Below are 17,283 nucleotides of genomic sequence, written 5' to 3' on the forward strand. Positions count from 1 at the left end.
CCATCGAGAGAGGCCCGAAACCGTGACCGCACCGGAAGTACGCGCACCCGAGGAAGCCGCGCCCGAAGAGGTCCTGCCGCACTACCCCTTCAGCTCCCGGGGCGACCGGCTCGCCCCCGAGCTCGGTGATCTCCAGGGCCGCTGCCCCGTGGCCAGGGTCAGCACCAACTCCGGCGGCGAGGCATGGCTGGTCACCGGCTACGAGCTGGCCCAGCACGTGCTGCGGGAGCGGAAGTTCGCCCGGTCCGTGCTCGCCGACCCCGACAGCCCGGGGCAGGACGCCCCGATCCTGGCGCCCGAGCTGCTGGACGCCATGAACCACCTCCAGCAGGCCGGGCTGCGCGACGAGGTGCTGAAGGCGCTCGGCCGCAACCAGCCGGACCTGCCCGCCCACTGGGTCGCCGAGGTCACCCGCGAGGGCCTGGACGCGATGGTCCGGGAGGGCGGCCCGGGTGATCTGCAGCGCCACTTCGCGGAGTGGGTCGCCGCCCAGTGCATGTGCCGGCTGCTCGGCCTGCCCTTCGAGGACCACGAGTGGCTCGCCGTACGGGCCGACCTCGACCTGACCATGGTGACACCCACGCACGAGGAGCTCGCCCGCAACTGGGAGGAGATCCGTGTGTACATGCACGAGCACATGTCCGCCCGCCGCCCCGGGGAGCCGCGCGGCCTGCTGGACCGCCTCGCGGACCTCAACGACCAGCGGCGCGGCCTCGACGACAAGCAGTTGTCGAACATCGCGTCGGTCCTCTTCGTCAGCGGCTACGAGGACTTCGCCAGCTTCCTGGGGGTCGCCGCGTTCAATCTCCTCCAGCACCCCGAGGTGATGAGCGCGGTGCGCGCCCGGCCGGAGACGATGCCGGCCTGCGTGGAGGAGCTGCTGCGGTGCGGTGTCGTCCTGGGCAACGCGATTCCGCGCTTCGTCACCCAGGACGAGAAGCTCGGCACCACGGCCGTCAAGGAGGGCGACCTGATCCTGCTCGCCCTGGACGCGGCCAACTACGACCCCGCCGCGTTCACCGACCCCGACACCTTCGACCCCACCCGCTCCCCCAACCCCCATCTGCGCTTCGGCTACGGCCGCCACCACTGCCCCGGCGCCCACCTGGTGCGCGGCCACTCCGACACCGCCTTCCGCGTCCTGCTCGACCACCTGCCGGACATCCGCCTCGCGGTACCGGCGGACGAGGTGCCCTGGCACCCCAACCGCATGGCGATCATGGCGGCCGGAATTCCGGTGACCTGGTAGGAGCCTGCCGGCACACGGGCCCGTTCCTCACCGGCCGGAAGACCGGAAGAGGGGCGGGCCCACCTGACCCGGGGGTGGCAGCGCGGCGAGTGCCGATTACCGGTAAAGCCCCAGGTTTCGGCAGGATGGGTGCCATGACCGAGATTCGCACCCCCCGCCTCATCCTTCGTCGCTGGCATGACGACGACCTCGCACCCATGGCGGACATCAACGCGGACCCGCAGGTCATGCGCTGGGTGGACGACGGCTCGGTGTGTGACCTGGAGCACACGGCGGAGGCCATCGAGCAGTGGGAGGAGGAATGGGACGAGGAAGGCTTCGGTCTCTTCGCCGTCGAGCTGCTGGCCTCGGGCGAACTGGCCGGCTTCACGGGTCTGTACGTTCCCGAGTTCCTGCCGGAGGTGCTGCCCGCTGTGGCGATCGGCTGGCGGCTCGGCTCGCAGTTCTGGGGCCAGGGATACGCTTCCGAAGCCGCTCACGCCACACTGGAGTTCGCGCTTCAGGACCGTGGCCTCGACCGCGTCATCAGCATCAACCGGGCCGGTGACGAAGCCTCCGAGAACGTGATCCGCAAGCTCGGCATGGTGCCGGAGCGCGAGACGGTACACCCGGTGTACGACCTTCCGCTGAACGTCCACAGCATCGACCTGACCGAATTCCAGGCGTGAGCCGGGGCGCGGCTCCAGGGCCGGGGTAGCCGGGCAGCAGCCGGGGCGGTGCGAAGGGCGCGGGCCGTACGGCGGCGGCGCCGGTCGTCCGTGTCACAGTCGCACCTGGACGACGCCGAAGCAGGCCCCGCTGGCCAGGCCGATCAGTCCCACCAGGTCCCCGCGCTCCACCCGGTCGGATTCCTGGGCCGCGGCCAGTTGCAGGGGCAGGGAGGCGGCGCCGCAGTTGCCGTGCTCGGCCACGGTGGCCAGGCATCGGTCGACGGGCAGGCCGAGTTTGGCCGACGTGTCGAGGAACTGGGGCATGGAGATCTGGTGGAAGGCGATGAACGCGCTCCGGCGGACCGCCTCCATCTCGCGGCGCGCAAAGACCTCCAGTGCGAGAGGCAGGACGTCGAACGCATCGTGCAGCAGGCTGCCGTTGAGGCGGACGGTGGTGTGCTCGTCGTCGATGGAGCGGCCGTGCAGCGAGCCGCCCCCGGCCACGGTGCAGGCCTCCCAGGCCGTGGAGTCACCGCCGAAGACCAGGGAGAGCACGCCGGGGTCGTGTTCTCCGGCGGGCCCGGCGGTCAGGACGAGGGCGGCGCCGGCGTCGGAGACGGTGTAGCCGGGCATGGCCCGCAGGAGCGCCTCATGGTCGGGCAGGCGCCAGCGGGTGGTTTCCGTGAGCGTCTCACCGCAGGCGATCAGCACGGTGCGGTACCGGCCCACGGCGATGAGGGCGCATGCCGTCTCCACCGCGTTGAGCACGCTGTTGCAGGCGTTCTTGATGTCGAACACCGGGCAGGTGGCGCCGAGTTTCGCGGCCACGATGTGCGCGGTCGCCGGTTCGAGGAGGTCGTGGCTGGTGGCGGCGAACAGCAGCAGGTCGACCTCGCCGATGTCGGCACCCGCCGCTCGCAGCGCCTTGGTGGCGGCCGCGACCGCGAGGTCGGACGCCTGGACGCCCTCGTCGCGCACGTGGACCCCGCGCACCCCGGTGAGGTCTTCCAGGAGGCCGGCCGGGGGGACGTAGACCCCGCCCGAGGCCGCGATCCGCTCCCGGATGCCGCCCATGGTCCGATAGCGGGACGGCAGGTGAACCGCCGTCGCCGCCAGACGGGCACGCCGGGCATCGGGCACGGCATCACCATAACCCCCTCAAAGGTCAATTCGAGCAATACTCATGTCAGTTCACCTGATGGAGTCACATTTCGCTTGATCAGCAAGCTTGTTGGGTATCCCTCCCCATACCACATAGGACCGGTTCCTGCTGGGGAACGGAGCATGTCATGGGGCAGCGTGACCGCGCGGTGGCGGTGGCCGTGGTGGGTGCCGGCCTGCGGCTGCCCGGCGGGATCACCGACCTGGCCGGGCTGTGGACGGCCCTGGCCGAGGGCCGTGACCTGGTGGGCGAGATCCCGGCGGACCGCTTCGACAAGGCCCGCTTCGTGGACCCCGGGGCCGTGCGCGCCGGGCGGAGCCGCACCGCGGCCGGTGGGTTCCTCGACGACGTGGCCCGCTTCGACGCGGGCTACTTCGGCATCGCCCCCAAAGAGGCCCCCTTCGTCGACCCGCAGCAGCGGCTGCTGCTGGAGATGACGGCCGAGGCGCTGGACGACGCCGGGATCCCCGCCGAGTCGCTCGCCGGCTCGGACACCTGCGTGTACATCGGCGTCTCCGACCCGGCCTACGGCCAGTTCGTCATGATGCAGGAGAACCACACCAGCCCCTACGCCATGAGCGGCAGCACCCTGTCGATCGCCGCGAACCGCCTGTCGTACTGCTTCGACCTGCGCGGGCCGAGCATGGCGGTCGACACCGCCTGTTCCTCGGCCCTGGTGGCCCTCGACCGTGCCTGCCGGACGCTGCTGGACGGCACCAGCCGCATCGCCCTGGCCGGCGGTGTCAACGTGCTGATCGGGCCCTTCGCCTTCGCCGGTTTCTCCCATGCGGGCATGCTGTCGCGGCGCGGCCGGTGCGCCGCCTTCTCCGCCGACGCCGACGGCTTCGTGCGGTCCGAGGGCGGGGGCGTCGTCGTCCTCAAGCCGCTCGCCGACGCGCTGTCCGACGGAGACCGGATCCACGCGGTGATCGCCGGCACGGGCGCCAACTGCGACGGCCGCACCCCGGGCATGGCCCTGCCCAGTTCCCACGCCCAGGAAGCGCTGCTGCGCACGGTGTACGAGCGGTCGGGGGTGGCGCCGGACGACCTGGTGTACTTCGAGGCGCACGGCACCGGCACCCCGGCCGGCGACCCGGCGGAGGCGGCCGCCGTCGGGCGGGCCCTGGGGCGGCGCCGGACGCGGGGGCCGCTGCCGATCGGCTCGGTCAAGTCCAACGTGGGCCACCTGGAACCGGCCGCCGGGATGCCGGGCCTGTTCAAGGCGCTGCTGGTGCTGCGGCACGGCACGGCCCCGGCCACGCTGCACGCCCACCCGCTCAACCCTGCCATCGACTTCGCGGGCCTGGGCCTCGCCCCCACCGTCGAACCCGTCGGGCTGCGCCTGGGCGAGCGGGCCGCGGTGGGAGTCAACTCCTTCGGCTTCGGCGGGGCCAACGCCCACGCCGTCCTCACCCCGCCACCCGCCCCGCCGGACCGCCGACCGCGCACCGGGGGCACCCTGCCGGTCGTGGTCTCGGCCCGTTCGGCCGCGGCGCTGCGGGAGCTGGCCGCGCGGGTCTCGGCCCGGCTGCGCGAGGCCGCGCCCGAGGAGTTCTACGATCTGGCCCGCACCACCACCCTGCGGCGCAGCGCGCACTCGCACCGCGCGGCCGTCCTCGCCGACGGGCCGGAGCGGGCGGCGGAGGAGTTCGACCGGCTTCTCGCCGGGACGCCCGCCACCGGAGCGCTGGCCCGTACGGCCGACCGGCGCACGGTGGCGTACGTCTTCTCCGGCAACGCCTCGCAATGGCCGGGCATGGCCGCGGACCTGCTGGCCGCCGACGTTGTCTTCCGGGCCGCCGTCGAGGAGGCGGATGCCGCCCTGGCCCCGTATCTGGGCTGGTCGGTGGCGCGGGAGCTGGCCGGGCCCGACGCGGCGGCCTGGCGGCGTACCGAGGTCGCCCAGCCCGTCCTGTTCGCCGTGCAGATCGGTTCGGCCGCGCTGTTCGCCTCGCGCGGGCTGCGCCCCTCGGCGGTGATCGGGCACAGCGTCGGCGAGGTGGCCGCCGCCCACGTGGCCGGGGCGCTGACTCTGGACGACGCGGCCCGGGTGATCGCCGAACGCAGCCGCGCCCAGGGGGCGACGGCGGGGTCCGGCCGGATGGCGGCCGTCGGGCTGTCCGAGGCGGAGGCTCTCGGTGCGCTGGCCCGCTACGAGGGTGCCCTGGAGCTGGCCGGGATCAACAGCGACCGGGACGTCACCGTGGCGGGCGACCCGCAGGCCCTGGCGGACCTGGGCGCCGAACTGGGCGCCCAGGGTGTCTTCTTCCGTGAGCTGGACCTCGACTACGCCTTCCACAGCCGGGCCATGGACCCGATCGCGGATCCGCTGCGGGCCGCGCTGGCCGGACTGGCCCCGGTGGCGGCCCGGGTCCCGTTCGTCTCCGCCGTCACCGGCGCCCCGCTGCCGGGGGAGGCGCTGACGGCCGACTACTGGTGGCGCAACGTGCGCGAACCGGTCCGCTTCGCCGCGGCCGTCGCCCACGTCGTCGCGGAACACGCGGGCATCCTCGTGGAGATCGGCCCGCACCCGGTGCTCCGCCCCTATCTGCGTCGCACTGACGCCGTCTACGTTCCCACCCTGCGCCGTGCCGGCGACGGGCCGCGGGAGGCGGCCGCGGCCGTCGCCGAGGTGATCGCGGCGGGTGCGGCCATGGACTGGCCGGTGTACTTTCCCGCCCCCGGCCGGGTGGCCGACCTGCCGGCCTACCCGTGGCAGCGCGAGCGGTTCTGGCACGGAGCCCCGCAGGACATGGTCATGCGCACCAGTGGCACCGGTCTGCTCGACCATCCGCTGCTGGGCGAGCGGCTCCCGGCGCCCCACGCGCTGTGGGAGGGCACCGTCGAACCGCAGTCGGTGCCCTGGCTGGGGGACCACCGGATCGCGCGGACGGTGCTGATGCCGGCCGCCGGATATCTGGAGATGGCCCTGTCGGCCGGGCGGCTGGCGCTGGGGCGGCCCGTGGAGGTGCGGCATCTGCAGATCGTCCGGCCACTGGCCCTGGGCTGGCCCGACCCGGAGGGCGTACGCCTCCAGACCTCCGTGACCCCGGACGACGGCGCGCTGACCATCAGCAGCAGCCAGGGCCGCGGCGGCGCGTGCGAGGCGGTGGTGCGTGCCGAGGTCCGCACCCTGCTCGGGGCGGCCCCCGCCCCGCTGGACCCGGTGGCGCTGCTCGCGCGGTGTCCCCGTACGGTCGCCGCCCCGGACTTCTACCGCACCTGCCACCGCGTCGGCCTGGGCGTCGGACCGGCCTTCCAGTTGCTGGGCGAGGTGCACGTGGGCGAGGGCGAGCTGCTGGCCTCCTACCGGCACGAGGAGCCCGGCGCCCCGTACACGGTCCACCCCGTGGTGCTGGACGGCCCGCTCCAGGCCACCGTCGCGCTGGTCGAGGAGTGGATGGACAGCGGCCGGGCCTACCTGCCGTCGGTGTTCGGCGCGGTACGGGTCTGGCGCACCCCCGCGCCGGCGGGCTTCGTGCACCTGCGCCAACGTGCCCGCACCGAGAACGAGTTCTGCTGGGACATCGTCTACGCCGACGAGGACGGCACCGTCACGGCACAGATCGAGGGCTGCCGCACCCGCCGGATGGACAACACCGACCACACGCCGGTGACCGTCCAGCGCACCGTCCTGCGCGCCGCACCGCTCCCCCTGTCCCCGGCCGCCCCTTCCCCGCTGCCGCCGCCCGCCGCCCTGCTGGCGGCCGTCGAGGACCGCGTCGCCGCGGCGCGTGCGGCGCTGCGCGAGAGCGGCCACGACCGCTGCGCCACCGCGGCCGAGGAGGCCGGGGCCCACTGCTGGGCGGCCGCCCTCGCCGGGCTGCTCACCGACCCGGCCGCCGCCTTCTCCCCGGGCGACCTCATGGCCGGTGGCCTGCGACCCCAGCACCGGCGCCTGGTCCGGCTGATGCTCCCGCTCGTGGTGCGCCACGGGCTGGCCGAGCCCGTGGACGACGACCGGTGGCGGCTCGTCCGCACCGCGCCGCGCACTGGTGAGCTGCTGCGGAACCTGGTGCAGGACCACCCGGCCTGCGCCGCCGAAACCGTCCTGGTCAACCGGCAGTTGCGCCACCTGCCCGATGTGCTGCGCGGCACCACCGAGGCGGCGGAGCTCCTGCCACCCGGGGACCCCACGCTCGAGCAGTTCCACGCGACCGCGCCCGCCCGCCGCTTCACCCATCGCGTCGTCATGGCGCTCGTCGCCGAGGTCGTCCGGCGGTGGCCCGGGGACCGCCCGCTGCGGGTGCTGGAGACCGGCGCCGGCACCCACGCCCTCACCGCGGCCCTGCTGCCCCTGCTACCGGCCGACCGCACCCGCTTCACCTGCACCGACGCCACGGCCACCGGCTTCGCGCGGGCCGAACACCGCTTCGCCGACCACGACTTCGTCGAGTACCGCGTCCTCGCCCTGGACCGGGACCCGCTCTCCCAGGGTTTCCCCGACGGCGGCTTCGACCTGGTCGTCGCCGGGGACGCGCTGCACACCGCCGCCGACCTGACGGCCGCGCTGGGGCACGTCCGCGCCCTCCTCTCCCCCGGCGGTCTGCTGCTGGCCACGGAGCCGCACGACGCCTGGCGTACGGCCCTGCTCCTCGGGGCGACCGAGGCGTTCTGGCAGCGCGGCGACCACGGGCTGCGCCCGGAGACCCGGCTGCTCGCCCGGGAGAAGTGGCCGCCGCTGCTGGCCGCGTGCGGCTTCACCGGCGCGGTGCGCACGGGCACCGAGGACCGCTCCGTCCTGCTGGCGGCCGCCGACCGTCCGCCCGCGGACGGGCCCGCACCGCCCTCACCGGAACCGGGCGCCGCCTGGCTCGTCGTGACCGAGACCTCCGACGAGATCCCCCTCGCCCGTGCGCTGTCCGAGCTGCTGGGCCGGGCCACCGTCGTCGCCGCTCCCGTGGACCCGGCCGCCTGGGACGCCGCCCTGCCCTCCGGGGGCGCCACGCCCGGCGTCGTCCTGCTGCTCGCCGCGGACGCCTCCGCGGAGGTCGTCGCCCTGACGACCCGTCGCGCCGCGGTCCTGCGCTCGCTGAGTGCCGCCCGTTCCGGGGCGATCGGCGGAGTGTGGCTGGTCGCCCGCCCCAGCGGGCTGTTCCCCGCGCCCGAGCGCCCCGCCCACCCCGCCGACGCCGCGGTGTGGGGAGCCGCCCGCGTCCTGGCCAACGAGCACCCCGGCCTGCGCCTGCGCCGGATCTCCCTCGACCGCTCCGACGCCCCGGCCGCGGACGCCCGTCGGCTGGCCCACGAACTCCTCGTGCCCGGCGACGAGGACGAGATCGTCCTCACCCGGGGCGGACGCTTCGTCCCCCGGCAGCTCCAGCGCCCGGCCGACCGCCCCGACGCCGCCCCCGACCGCGCCCCGTACGTCCTGGAGGTCCGCGATCCCGGGCTCTCCCGCCGACTCGTCTGGCGCCGGACCGGACCACCGCGTCCGGGCCCCGGTGAGATCCTCGTCGAGGTCCGCGCCGTCGGCCTCAACTACCGCGATCCGATGCGGGCCAACGGGCTGCTGCCGCCCGAGGCCGTCGAAGGCACCCCCCTCAGCCGCGGGCTGGGCACCGACTGCGCGGGCGTCGTCCGCGCCGCAGGCCCCGGAGTCACGACGTTCGCACCGGGCGACCGGGTGTTCGGCCCGATGGTCGCGTCGCTGGCCTCGCACGCCGTCACACCGGCCGCCGCGTCGCTGCGCGTCCCGGACGGGATGAGCTGCGCCGAGGCCGCGACCTTCCCGGTGGCGTTCCTGACCGTCCACCACACCCTCGTCGAGCAGGCCCGGCCCCTCCCCGGCGAGACGGTCCTGGTGCACGGCGGCGCCGGGGCGGTCGGCCTGGCCGTCCTCCAGAGCGCCCGGCACCTGGGCCTCCACGTCATCGCCACGGCGGGCACCGAGACCAAGCGTGACCTGCTGCGCACCCTCGGTGCGGCCCACGTCCTGGACTCGCGCAGCCTGGACTTCGTCCCGCGCGTACGGGAACTGACCGGTGGCCGGGGTGTCGACATCGTCGTCAACTCCCTCAGCGGGGAGGCCATCGCCCATGGACTCGACCTGTTGCGGCCCAACGGCCGCTTCATCGAACTCGGCAAACGCGACATCTTCCTCAACAATCCGATCCTGCTGCGCCCCTTCCACCACAGCCTCACCTTCCTCGGCTTCAACCTCGACAGTGTCGTGTTCGACCCTCTGCGGTGCCCGCCCCTGCTGCGGGAGGCCGAGGAACGGATCGTCCGCGGCGCCTACCGTCCGCTTCCCCACACCGTCCACCCCGCCGCCCGCGTGGACGAGGCGTTCCGACTGCTCCAGCATTCCCAGCACACCGGCAAGGTGGTCGTCTCCTTCGACCCGCTGGACGAGCCCGTGCCCGTCGAACCCGCCCCCGCCGTCCCCGTCCTGGATCCGGACGGCACCTACCTCGTCACCGGCGGGCTCGGCGGCTTCGGCGCCGCCACGGCAGCATGGCTCGCCGACCGGGGTGCCCGGCATCTGGCGCTGCTCTCCCGGCGCGGCGCGGACGCGCCGGAGGCGGCCGAGGTCCTCGCCCGGCTGACCGGGCGCGGTGCCGACGCCACCGCCTACGCCGCCGACGTCACCGACGAGGCTGCCGTGCGGAGCGTCATCGCGGCAGTCGACGCCACCGGGCACCGCCTGCGCGGGATCGTCCACTGCGCCATGCACCTGGACGACGCCCTGCTGGCCGACCTGACCGACGAGCGGTTCGCCGCGGTCCTCGCCCCGAAGATCACCGGGGCCGATGTCCTGGAGCGCCTCACCGCCGACCGCGATCCGGACCTCGGCCTGTTCCTGCTGTACTCCTCGGTCGCCGCGAGCATCGGAAACCCCGGGCAGGCGCCCTACGCCGCCGCGAACGCCTACCTGGAGGCCCGCGCCCGCGCCCGCCGCCGCACCGGCCGCGCCGGCACCGCGATCGCCTGGGGGCCGATCTCCGGAACGGGGTACGTCGCCCGCAACGACCTGGGCGCCGCCATGGCCGGTCTCGGCTTCGAACCCGTCGCTCCCGCCGAGGCGTTCGCGGCCGCCGACCACCTCGTCGCCACGGGCACCGGCGTCTCCGGCGTCGGCCGCTACCACTGGGGCCGCGCCCGCCGTGTCCTCCCGGCCCTGGCGGCGCCGCGCCACGCCGCCCTGATCCCGGCCGGTGCCGCGGAATCGGACGACACCCACGAGGAGTTCCTGCGTCACCTGGCCGCGATGTCCCCCGACGAGGCCGTAGGCGCCGTCACCGAGACCCTGACCCGGCTCCTCGCCACCGTCCTGCGCGCCGACCCGGCCGAACTGGACGCGGACCGCCGACTGGAGGAATTCGGTCTGGACTCCCTGATGAGCACCGAGTTCCTGCTGCGCACCCGCGAGCATTTCGGCGTCCAGCTCTCCCCCACCGAACTCATCGGCGGCCCCCGCACGTTGACGCAATTCTCGCGGCTGGTCCACGAGCGGCTGGGAACCCGTACGGCAGGCTGACTCGTCCCACGGTGCCCGTGGTGTCCGCGTGGCCCCCGGTCAGGCGCCGACGTAGGCCGCGAGGTGCTCGCCGGTGAGGGTGGAGCGGGCGGCGACGAGGTCGGCGGGGGTGCCCTCGAAGACGATCGTGCCGCCGTCGTGGCCCGCGCCGGGGCCGAGGTCGATGATCCAGTCGGCGTGTGCCATGACCGCCTGGTGGTGCTCGACGACGATGACCGACTTGCCGGAGTCGACGAGCCGGTCGAGCAGGCCGAGCAGTTGCTCGACGTCGGCGAGGTGCAGGCCGGCGGTCGGCTCGTCGAGGATGTAGACGCCGCCCTTCTCCGCCATGTGGGTGGCCAGCTTGAGCCGCTGCCGTTCGCCGCCGGACAGCGTGGTGAGCGTCTGGCCGAGGCTGAGGTAGCCGAGCCCTACGTCGGCGAGCCGGCCGAGGATGCGGTGCGCGGCCGGCGTGCGCGCCTCACCGGAACCGAAGAACTCCTCGGCCTCGGTCACCGACATCGCCAGCACCTCGCTGATGTCGCGGCCGCCGAGGTGGTGGTCCAGCACCGATGCCTGGAACCGCTTCCCCTCGCACTCCTCGCAGGTGGTGGCGACGCCGGCCATCATCGCCAGGTCGGTGTAGACGACGCCTGCGCCGTTGCAGTTGGGGCAGGCGCCCTCGGAGTTGGCGCTGAACAGCGCCGGCTTCACGCCGTTGGCCTTCGCAAACGCCTTGCGGATCGGGTCGAGGAGTCCGGTGTACGTCGCCGGGTTGCTCCGTCGCGAGCCGCGGATCGCGCCCTGGTCGACCGACACCACACCCTCGCCGGCCGCCTCCGACCGGTGTGGCAGTGATCCGTGCACGAGCGAGCTCTTGCCGGAGCCGGCGACGCCGGTGACGACGGCGAGGACCCCGAGCGGGATGTCGACATCGACGTCGCGCAGGTTGTGCGTCGTCGCGCCGCGGATCTCCAGCGTGCCGGTGGGTTTGCGCACCGTCTCCTTGAGGGTGGCCCGGTCGTCGAAATGACGGCCGGTGACGGTGCCGCCGGCCCGCAGTCCCTCGACGGTGCCCTCGAAGCAGACGGTGCCGCCCGCCGTACCGGCACCGGGGCCGAGGTCGACGATGTGGTCGGCGATCGCGATCGTCTCCGGCTTGTGCTCCACGACGAGCACCGTGTTGCCCTTGTCCCGCAGCCGCAGCAGCAGGTCGTTCATCCGCTGGATGTCATGGGGGTGCAGGCCGATGGTGGGCTCGTCGAAGACGTAGGTGGTGTCGGTGAGCGAGGAGCCGAGGTGGCGGATCATCTTGACGCGCTGTGCCTCGCCGCCCGACAGCGTGCCCGACGGCCGGTCGAGCGAGAGATAGCCGAGGCCGATCTTCACGAACGAGTCGAGGGTCTGCCGCAGCGTGGCGAGCAGCGGCGCCACCGACGGCTCGTCGAGGCCGCGGACCCATTCGGCCAGGTCGCTGATCTGCATCGCGCAGGCGTCGGCGATGCTGATCCGCTTGATCTTCGACGACCGGGCCCCTTCGCCGAGCCGGGTTCCGTCGCACTCGGGACAGGTGGTGAAGGTGACCGCCCGGTCCACGAACTCCCGGATGTGCGGCTGCATCGCCTCCCGGTCCTTGGAGAGCATCGACTTCCGGATCCGCGGGATCAGCCCCTCGTAGGTCATGTTGATGCCCGCGATCTTCATCCTGGTCGGCTCGCGGTGGAGGAAGTCGTGCAGTTCCTTCTTGGTGTACTTGCGGATCGGCTTGTCCGGGGCGAAGAGGCCCGACTCGCTGTAGAGCCGGTGGTTCCAGCCGCCCGCCTTGTAGCCGGGGACGGTCATCGCGCCCTCGGCGAGCGACTTGGAGTCGTCGTAGAGCTGGGTGAGGTCGAGATCGGTGACCGTGCCCCGGCCTTCGCAGCGCGGGCACATGCCGCCGGTGATGCTGAAACTGCGACGCTCCTTCACGGTCTGCCCGGCGCGCTCCAGGGTGACCGCGCCCGCTCCGCTGATCGAGGCGACGTTGAAGGAGAACGCCTGGGGTGAGCCGATGTGCGGCTTCCCGAGCCGGCTGAAGAGGATGCGCAGCATCGCGTTGGCGTCGGTGGCGGTGCCGACCGTGGAGCGGGGGTCGGCGCCCATCCGCTGCTGGTCGACGATGATCGCGGTCGTCAGCCCTTCGAGTACGTCGACCTCAGGCCGGGCGAGCGTCGGCATGAAGCCCTGCACGAAGGCGCTGTAGGTCTCGTTGATCAGCCGCTGCGACTCCGCGGCGATCGTGTCGAACACCAGCGAGCTCTTGCCCGAGCCGGAGACGCCGGTGAACACCGTCAGCCGGCGCTTCGGGATCTCGATGCTGACGTCCTTGAGGTTGTTCTCGCGCGCGCCGTGCACGCGGATCAGATCGTGGCTGTCGGCGACGTGCGGCGCGGGCGACTGCGCGTCCGTCCTCTTGGCCTTGCCCATCGTGTCTCCATCTGTCGGGCGGCCGCCTTCGCGGCCTCCGTCGGCGTCGCCCGGCCCGATCCGACCGGCTTCGGGCAGTGCATACGGTTCCGCTTCGTCGGCCGGTGCCGTGCCCGGCGCGAGAGCAAGGTATCCGGGCCGCTCCGGCCCGTGGATCCCCCGGGCCCCGGCCCGCGCGGGGCGGCCACGGGCCGCGGTTGTCCTACCGTTTGCGGGGCTGGTTGAAGCGGAGCATGTTGCCGGCCGGGTCGCGGAAGGAGCAGTCGCGGACGCCGTACGGCTGGTCCATCGGCTCCTGCAGCACCTCCCCGCCGGCGGCCCGGATGCGTTCGAAGGTGGCGTCGCAGTCGTCGGTGGAGAAGATCACGCCGCGCAGCATGCCCTTGGCCAGCAGTTCCGCCATCGCCTGCCTGTCGGCCGGCGAGGCATTGGGGTCGGCGAGAGGCGGTTCGAGGACGATCTCCACGTCCGGCTGCGCGGGTGAGCCGACGGTCACCCAGCGCATTCCCTCGAACCCGACGTCGTTGCGCACCTCCAGGCCGAGGATGTCGCGGTAGAAGGCGAGCGCCTTGTCATGGTCGTCGACTGCGATGAAGCACTGTGAAAGCTTGATGTCCATGCCTCCGACGCTACGAGGCGGCGGTGGATTCCGCTTCTCCGATCCTGACCGATGCGCTGTTCCTGACCGGTCGCGTGAGGATCTTGGCGATGCACGCCGGGATCGCGGCGCCGGCCTCGTGGCGGCGGGCACGGTAGGCGCTGGGGCTCTCGCCGACCAGCTCGGTGAAGCGCGAGCTGAACGACCCCAGCGAGGTGCATCCGACCGCGAGGCAGACCTCCGTGACGCTCATGTCGCCCCGCCGCAGCAGCGCCTTCGCCCGCTCGACACGGCGGGTCATCAGATAGCTGTAGGGCGTCTCCCCGAAGGCGGCGCGGAAGCTGCGGGAGAAGTGCCCAGGGGACATGAGGGCGATGTTCGCCAGCGCCGGAACGTCCAGCGGCCGCGCGTAGTCGCGGTCCATCACGTCCCGCGCGCGCCGCAGCCGTACCAGGTCCTCCAGGGTCATACCCACCAGCATCGCACGACGGCGGTGGCCCGCCTCCGCGGTCAGTGCTCCTGGGCCGGCTGTCCCCCGTGGTCACGCGCGCCGTGCCGGACGCCGGCCGGTGTCCCGGGGGCCGACCGTGGGCAGCATCGCATGGGCGAGCCCCGGAACATTCGCACGAGACCGGCGGCCGTAACGTGCGCGAGGACGGGGGCATGCGTGGTCACGGTCCCCTCTCCATCGCCGGGGTTCCCCTGCCGTTCGGCGTCCGGGAGTTCACGCCGTTCCTCGGCTCGCGCTCCACGTGTGCTACGGCGCCCGGCCCGAAGTCCCGGACCAGGAGCACCACTCGGAGACCGGCCGCGTCTCCCCATCCGCTCCGGCGGATGTGTGACGTCCGCATCCAGACGTACCCAGGACAGGAGTATCCGACATGGATCTGCTCGGCGCGAAGGTGTTGTTGACGGGGGCCTCCGGCGGGATCGGGCGGGCGCTGGCGGTGGGCCTGGCCGCCCGCGGCGGTGAGGTGGTGCTCACCGGGCGCCGCGCGGACCTGCTCGAACCATTGGCCGAGAAGCTGGGCGGCCGGGCCATACCCGCCGATCTGACCGACCGGGACGCGGTCGAGGAACTCCTGGACGCGGCGGGCGAGATCGACGTACTCGTGGCCAACGCCGCGCTGCCGGCGAGCGGTCTGCTGGCCGACTACTCCGTCGGCGAGATCGACCGCGCGCTCGACGTCAACCTCCGCGCGCCCATCGTGATGGCGAAGCTGGCCGGGGAACGCATGGCCGCCCGCCGCCGCGGTCACCTGGTCTTCGTCTCCTCGCTCTCCGGCAAGACCGCGTCCGGGCGGGCCTCCCTCTACAACGCCACCAAGTTCGGGATGCGCGGCTTCGCCCTCGCGCTCCGAGAGGACATGCGGCCCCACAGCGTCGGTGTCTCGACGGTGTTCCCCGGCTTCATCAGGGACGCGGGCATGTTCGCCGACTCCGGTGCGACCCTGCCGCGCGGGATCGGCACCCGTTCACCGGAGGACGTGGCCCGCGCGACCGTACGGGCCGTCGAGAACAACCTCGCCGAGGTGGACGTGGCCCCGCTGAACCTGCGCCTGGCCGCCCTGATCGGCGGCATCGCCCCCAGCCTGTCCGCGGCCGTCCAACGCCGCATCGGCGCCGACAGGACCACCGAACAAATCGCCCGAGGCCAGCGCGACAAACGCTGACATCGACGGGAGACCTTCGCGGTACGAAGCCTTTTTCCCCGGAACACACCGAGGTCCCGGGGAGCCGCGGATCGCCGTCGCCATCGTGTCATCATGTTTTCCGCCCGGACCTCCAGGACGGCCCACCGCTAAAGAATTCCACTGATGTCGGGAGGTGGCCACGGTGCTACGGGACGACGAGGCCTTGTTCCCTCCGGAGAGCGTCATTCGCCGGGTCATGGTCAAGCCCATCGTGGGCCTGGGCGGCCTGCGTTCCCTGCTGCTGCAGGCACTGCACCCGCGGGCGGCGGCGGCCGAGGCGCAGATCGCCGGGTACAAGGGGGATCCGGTCGAGCGGCTGATGACCATCGTCCAGTACGTCTGGGCCACCACGCACGGCAGCCGGGAGACGGCACAGGCGGCGGGGGCGCGGTTGCGTGCCGTGCACGGGCGGCTGAAGGGGCGCGATCCGCGGACAGGGGAAGAGTTTCCCGTGGACGGGCCCGACCTGCTGTTGTGGGTGCACATGGCGGAAGTCGAGTCGTACCTGCACGTCGCCACCCGTTCGGGCGCCGTGTCCCTCTCGGGCGCGGAGAAGGACCGCTTCTACCAGGAGCAGCGGGTACGTGCCGAACTCGTGGGCCTCCGGGCCGCGGAAGTGCCGGGCAGCGTGAGCGAGGTGGAGGACTACTTCACGGGGATGATGCCGCACCTGCGGATGACGCCGGAGGCACGCGAGGCCGCGTCGTTCGTCGCGTTTCCCCGTACGGAACACGCGCCCGGTCTGAACGTAGCCCATCCGCCGTGGATGGCGACGGCCGCCGCGGCCTATGCGCTGTTGCCCGCCTGGGCCCGTCGGATGTACGGGTTCGCGGGGCCGGCGGGTACCGACGCGGCGGTGACGGTGGGTGTCACGCTGTTGCAGTCGGCGCTCGACACGGTTCCCGCCAGGGTGTGGAGCCAGGTGATGAGCCGACTGGGTTCCGGCTACGTCGGCCCATGACGGTCGAGCCTGCCGAGGCCGGGTCGCGGGCCGCCATGTGGTTGCTCGCATCGGCCCGTGGGCTGCTGGAGCTGCCGCTCCGGGACGCCTTGGCCACACTCCCGCCGTCGGTGGCGGCGGTAGCGGCATATCAGTGCGGGCTGGCCGACGAGCCCGGCGGTGCTGCCCGCGGTGCGGGGAAAGCGGTGCGTCCCGCACTGGTCCTGGCGGCTGCCGCGGCGGTCGGCGGGCAGGCGCGGCACAGTCTTCCCGCGGCGGTGGCGGTGGAGCTGGTGCACAACTCCTCGCTCCTGCACGACGACATCATCGATCGCGACGTCCGGCGCAGGCACCGTCCGGCCGCCTGGACCAGGTTCGGCACCGGTCGGTCCTTGCTGACCGGTGACGTCCTGCTGGCACTGGCCTGGGACGTGCTCCTGCGCTCCCCGCACCGCCGCGGCCCGGCCTCCCTCCGGCTGGCGCACACCTTGCGCGAGCTGGCGTACGGGCAGGCCTGGGATGTCGACTTCGAGGACCGTGCGACGGTCTCGGTGCGGGAATACCTGGCGATGGCGGGGGCGAAGACCGCCGCCCTGTTGGAGTGCTCCTGCGCTCTGGGCGCGTTGCTGGGCGGTGGGGACGCGGGGGCCGTGGACGCTCTGGCGGGGTACGGGCGTCATGTCGGCATGGTGTTGCAACTGACCGACGACGTGCTCGGTGTGTGGGGTGACCCGGCCGTCACCGGAAAGCCGGTCGGCTCCGACATCCGGACGCGCAAGAAGTCTCTGCCCGTCGTCCTGGCGCTGGCGGCCCGTGGGCGGCACGCCGAACGCCTCGCGGGCCTCTACGCCCTGCCGGGTCGGCTGACGGATGAGCAGGTGCGCACGGCCATGGAGCTGATCGACCGGACCGGGGCGAGGGCCCGTACGGACGATGTCGTCGCCGCCCAGCTCGCCCGCGCCCGGGAACGGCTGAGGCATGTGGACCTGGCCGGCCCGGGGCTGGAGCTGCTGGAGGCGCTGGGCCGGTATGTGGCCCACCGCCGCTGTTGACTCCGTGGTGCCA

Annotated in this window: 10 protein-coding genes; 6 read left to right on the plus strand and 4 right to left on the minus strand. The window is 73.2% G+C overall.

Annotation, left to right across the window (positions count from 1 at the left end; all coding sequences use genetic code 11):
• Positions 1-22 precede the first annotated feature (22 nt).
• Both ACWD4A_RS04895 and ACWD4A_RS04900 read left to right on the plus strand, forming a co-directional pair.
• Positions 23-1,249 carry a cytochrome P450 gene (locus ACWD4A_RS04895; RefSeq protein WP_451189590.1) on the plus strand — a complete coding sequence of 409 codons (1,227 nt, stop codon included), beginning with the start codon at positions 23-25 and terminating at the stop codon, positions 1,247-1,249.
• A 134-nt stretch (positions 1,250-1,383) separates the two neighbouring features.
• The gene (locus ACWD4A_RS04900) at positions 1,384-1,917 is read left to right on the plus strand and encodes a GNAT family N-acetyltransferase (protein WP_451189592.1); all 534 of its coding nucleotides are present in this window, start codon (positions 1,384-1,386) and stop codon (positions 1,915-1,917) included.
• A 93-nt stretch (positions 1,918-2,010) separates the two neighbouring features.
• On the opposite strand, the gene ACWD4A_RS04905 is transcribed toward ACWD4A_RS04900, so the two are convergent.
• Entirely contained in the window at positions 2,011-3,039 is a 1,029-nt protein-coding gene (locus ACWD4A_RS04905; protein ID WP_451189594.1) for a 3-oxoacyl-ACP synthase III family protein, read from the minus strand.
• Between the two features lie 149 nt (positions 3,040-3,188).
• Between ACWD4A_RS04905 and ACWD4A_RS04910 the strand changes: the two genes are divergently transcribed.
• On the plus strand, positions 3,189-10,541 hold the full coding sequence (locus ACWD4A_RS04910; RefSeq protein WP_451189596.1) for an SDR family NAD(P)-dependent oxidoreductase: 7,353 nt from the start codon (positions 3,189-3,191) through the stop codon (positions 10,539-10,541).
• A gap of 39 nt (positions 10,542-10,580) precedes the next feature.
• On the opposite strand, the gene ACWD4A_RS04915 is transcribed toward ACWD4A_RS04910, so the two are convergent.
• The 3 genes from ACWD4A_RS04915 to ACWD4A_RS04925 all read right to left on the minus strand — a co-directional run bounded on the left by ACWD4A_RS04915 (position 10,581) and on the right by ACWD4A_RS04925 (position 14,053).
• The gene (locus ACWD4A_RS04915) at positions 10,581-12,986 is read right to left on the minus strand and encodes an ATP-binding cassette domain-containing protein (protein ID WP_451189598.1); all 2,406 of its coding nucleotides are present in this window, start codon (positions 12,984-12,986) and stop codon (positions 10,581-10,583) included.
• 202 nt (positions 12,987-13,188) lie between these two features.
• Positions 13,189-13,605: a VOC family protein gene (locus ACWD4A_RS04920; protein WP_451189599.1), complete on the minus strand. Its 417-nt coding sequence runs from the start codon at positions 13,603-13,605 to the stop codon at positions 13,189-13,191.
• A gap of 10 nt (positions 13,606-13,615) precedes the next feature.
• Positions 13,616-14,053 carry a helix-turn-helix domain-containing protein gene (locus tag ACWD4A_RS04925; protein ID WP_451189601.1) on the minus strand — a complete coding sequence of 146 codons (438 nt, stop codon included), beginning with the start codon at positions 14,051-14,053 and terminating at the stop codon, positions 13,616-13,618.
• A 412-nt stretch (positions 14,054-14,465) separates the two neighbouring features.
• Between ACWD4A_RS04925 and ACWD4A_RS04930 the strand changes: the two genes are divergently transcribed.
• The 3 genes from ACWD4A_RS04930 to ACWD4A_RS04940 all read left to right on the plus strand — a co-directional run bounded on the left by ACWD4A_RS04930 (position 14,466) and on the right by ACWD4A_RS04940 (position 17,270).
• Positions 14,466-15,257, plus strand: a complete 792-nt coding sequence (locus ACWD4A_RS04930) for an SDR family NAD(P)-dependent oxidoreductase (protein ID WP_451189604.1) — start codon at positions 14,466-14,468, stop codon at positions 15,255-15,257.
• 217 nt (positions 15,258-15,474) lie between these two features.
• Positions 15,475-16,239, plus strand: a complete 765-nt coding sequence (locus ACWD4A_RS04935) for an oxygenase MpaB family protein (protein ID WP_451189607.1) — start codon at positions 15,475-15,477, stop codon at positions 16,237-16,239.
• Positions 16,236-17,270, plus strand: a complete 1,035-nt coding sequence (locus ACWD4A_RS04940; RefSeq protein ID WP_451189609.1) for a polyprenyl synthetase family protein — start codon at positions 16,236-16,238, stop codon at positions 17,268-17,270. Before ACWD4A_RS04935 ends, ACWD4A_RS04940 begins: the two co-directional genes overlap by 4 nt.
• Positions 17,271-17,283: the final 13 nt, after the last annotated feature.

The sequence above is a fragment of the Streptomyces sp. NPDC002537 genome (assembly GCF_053594975.1).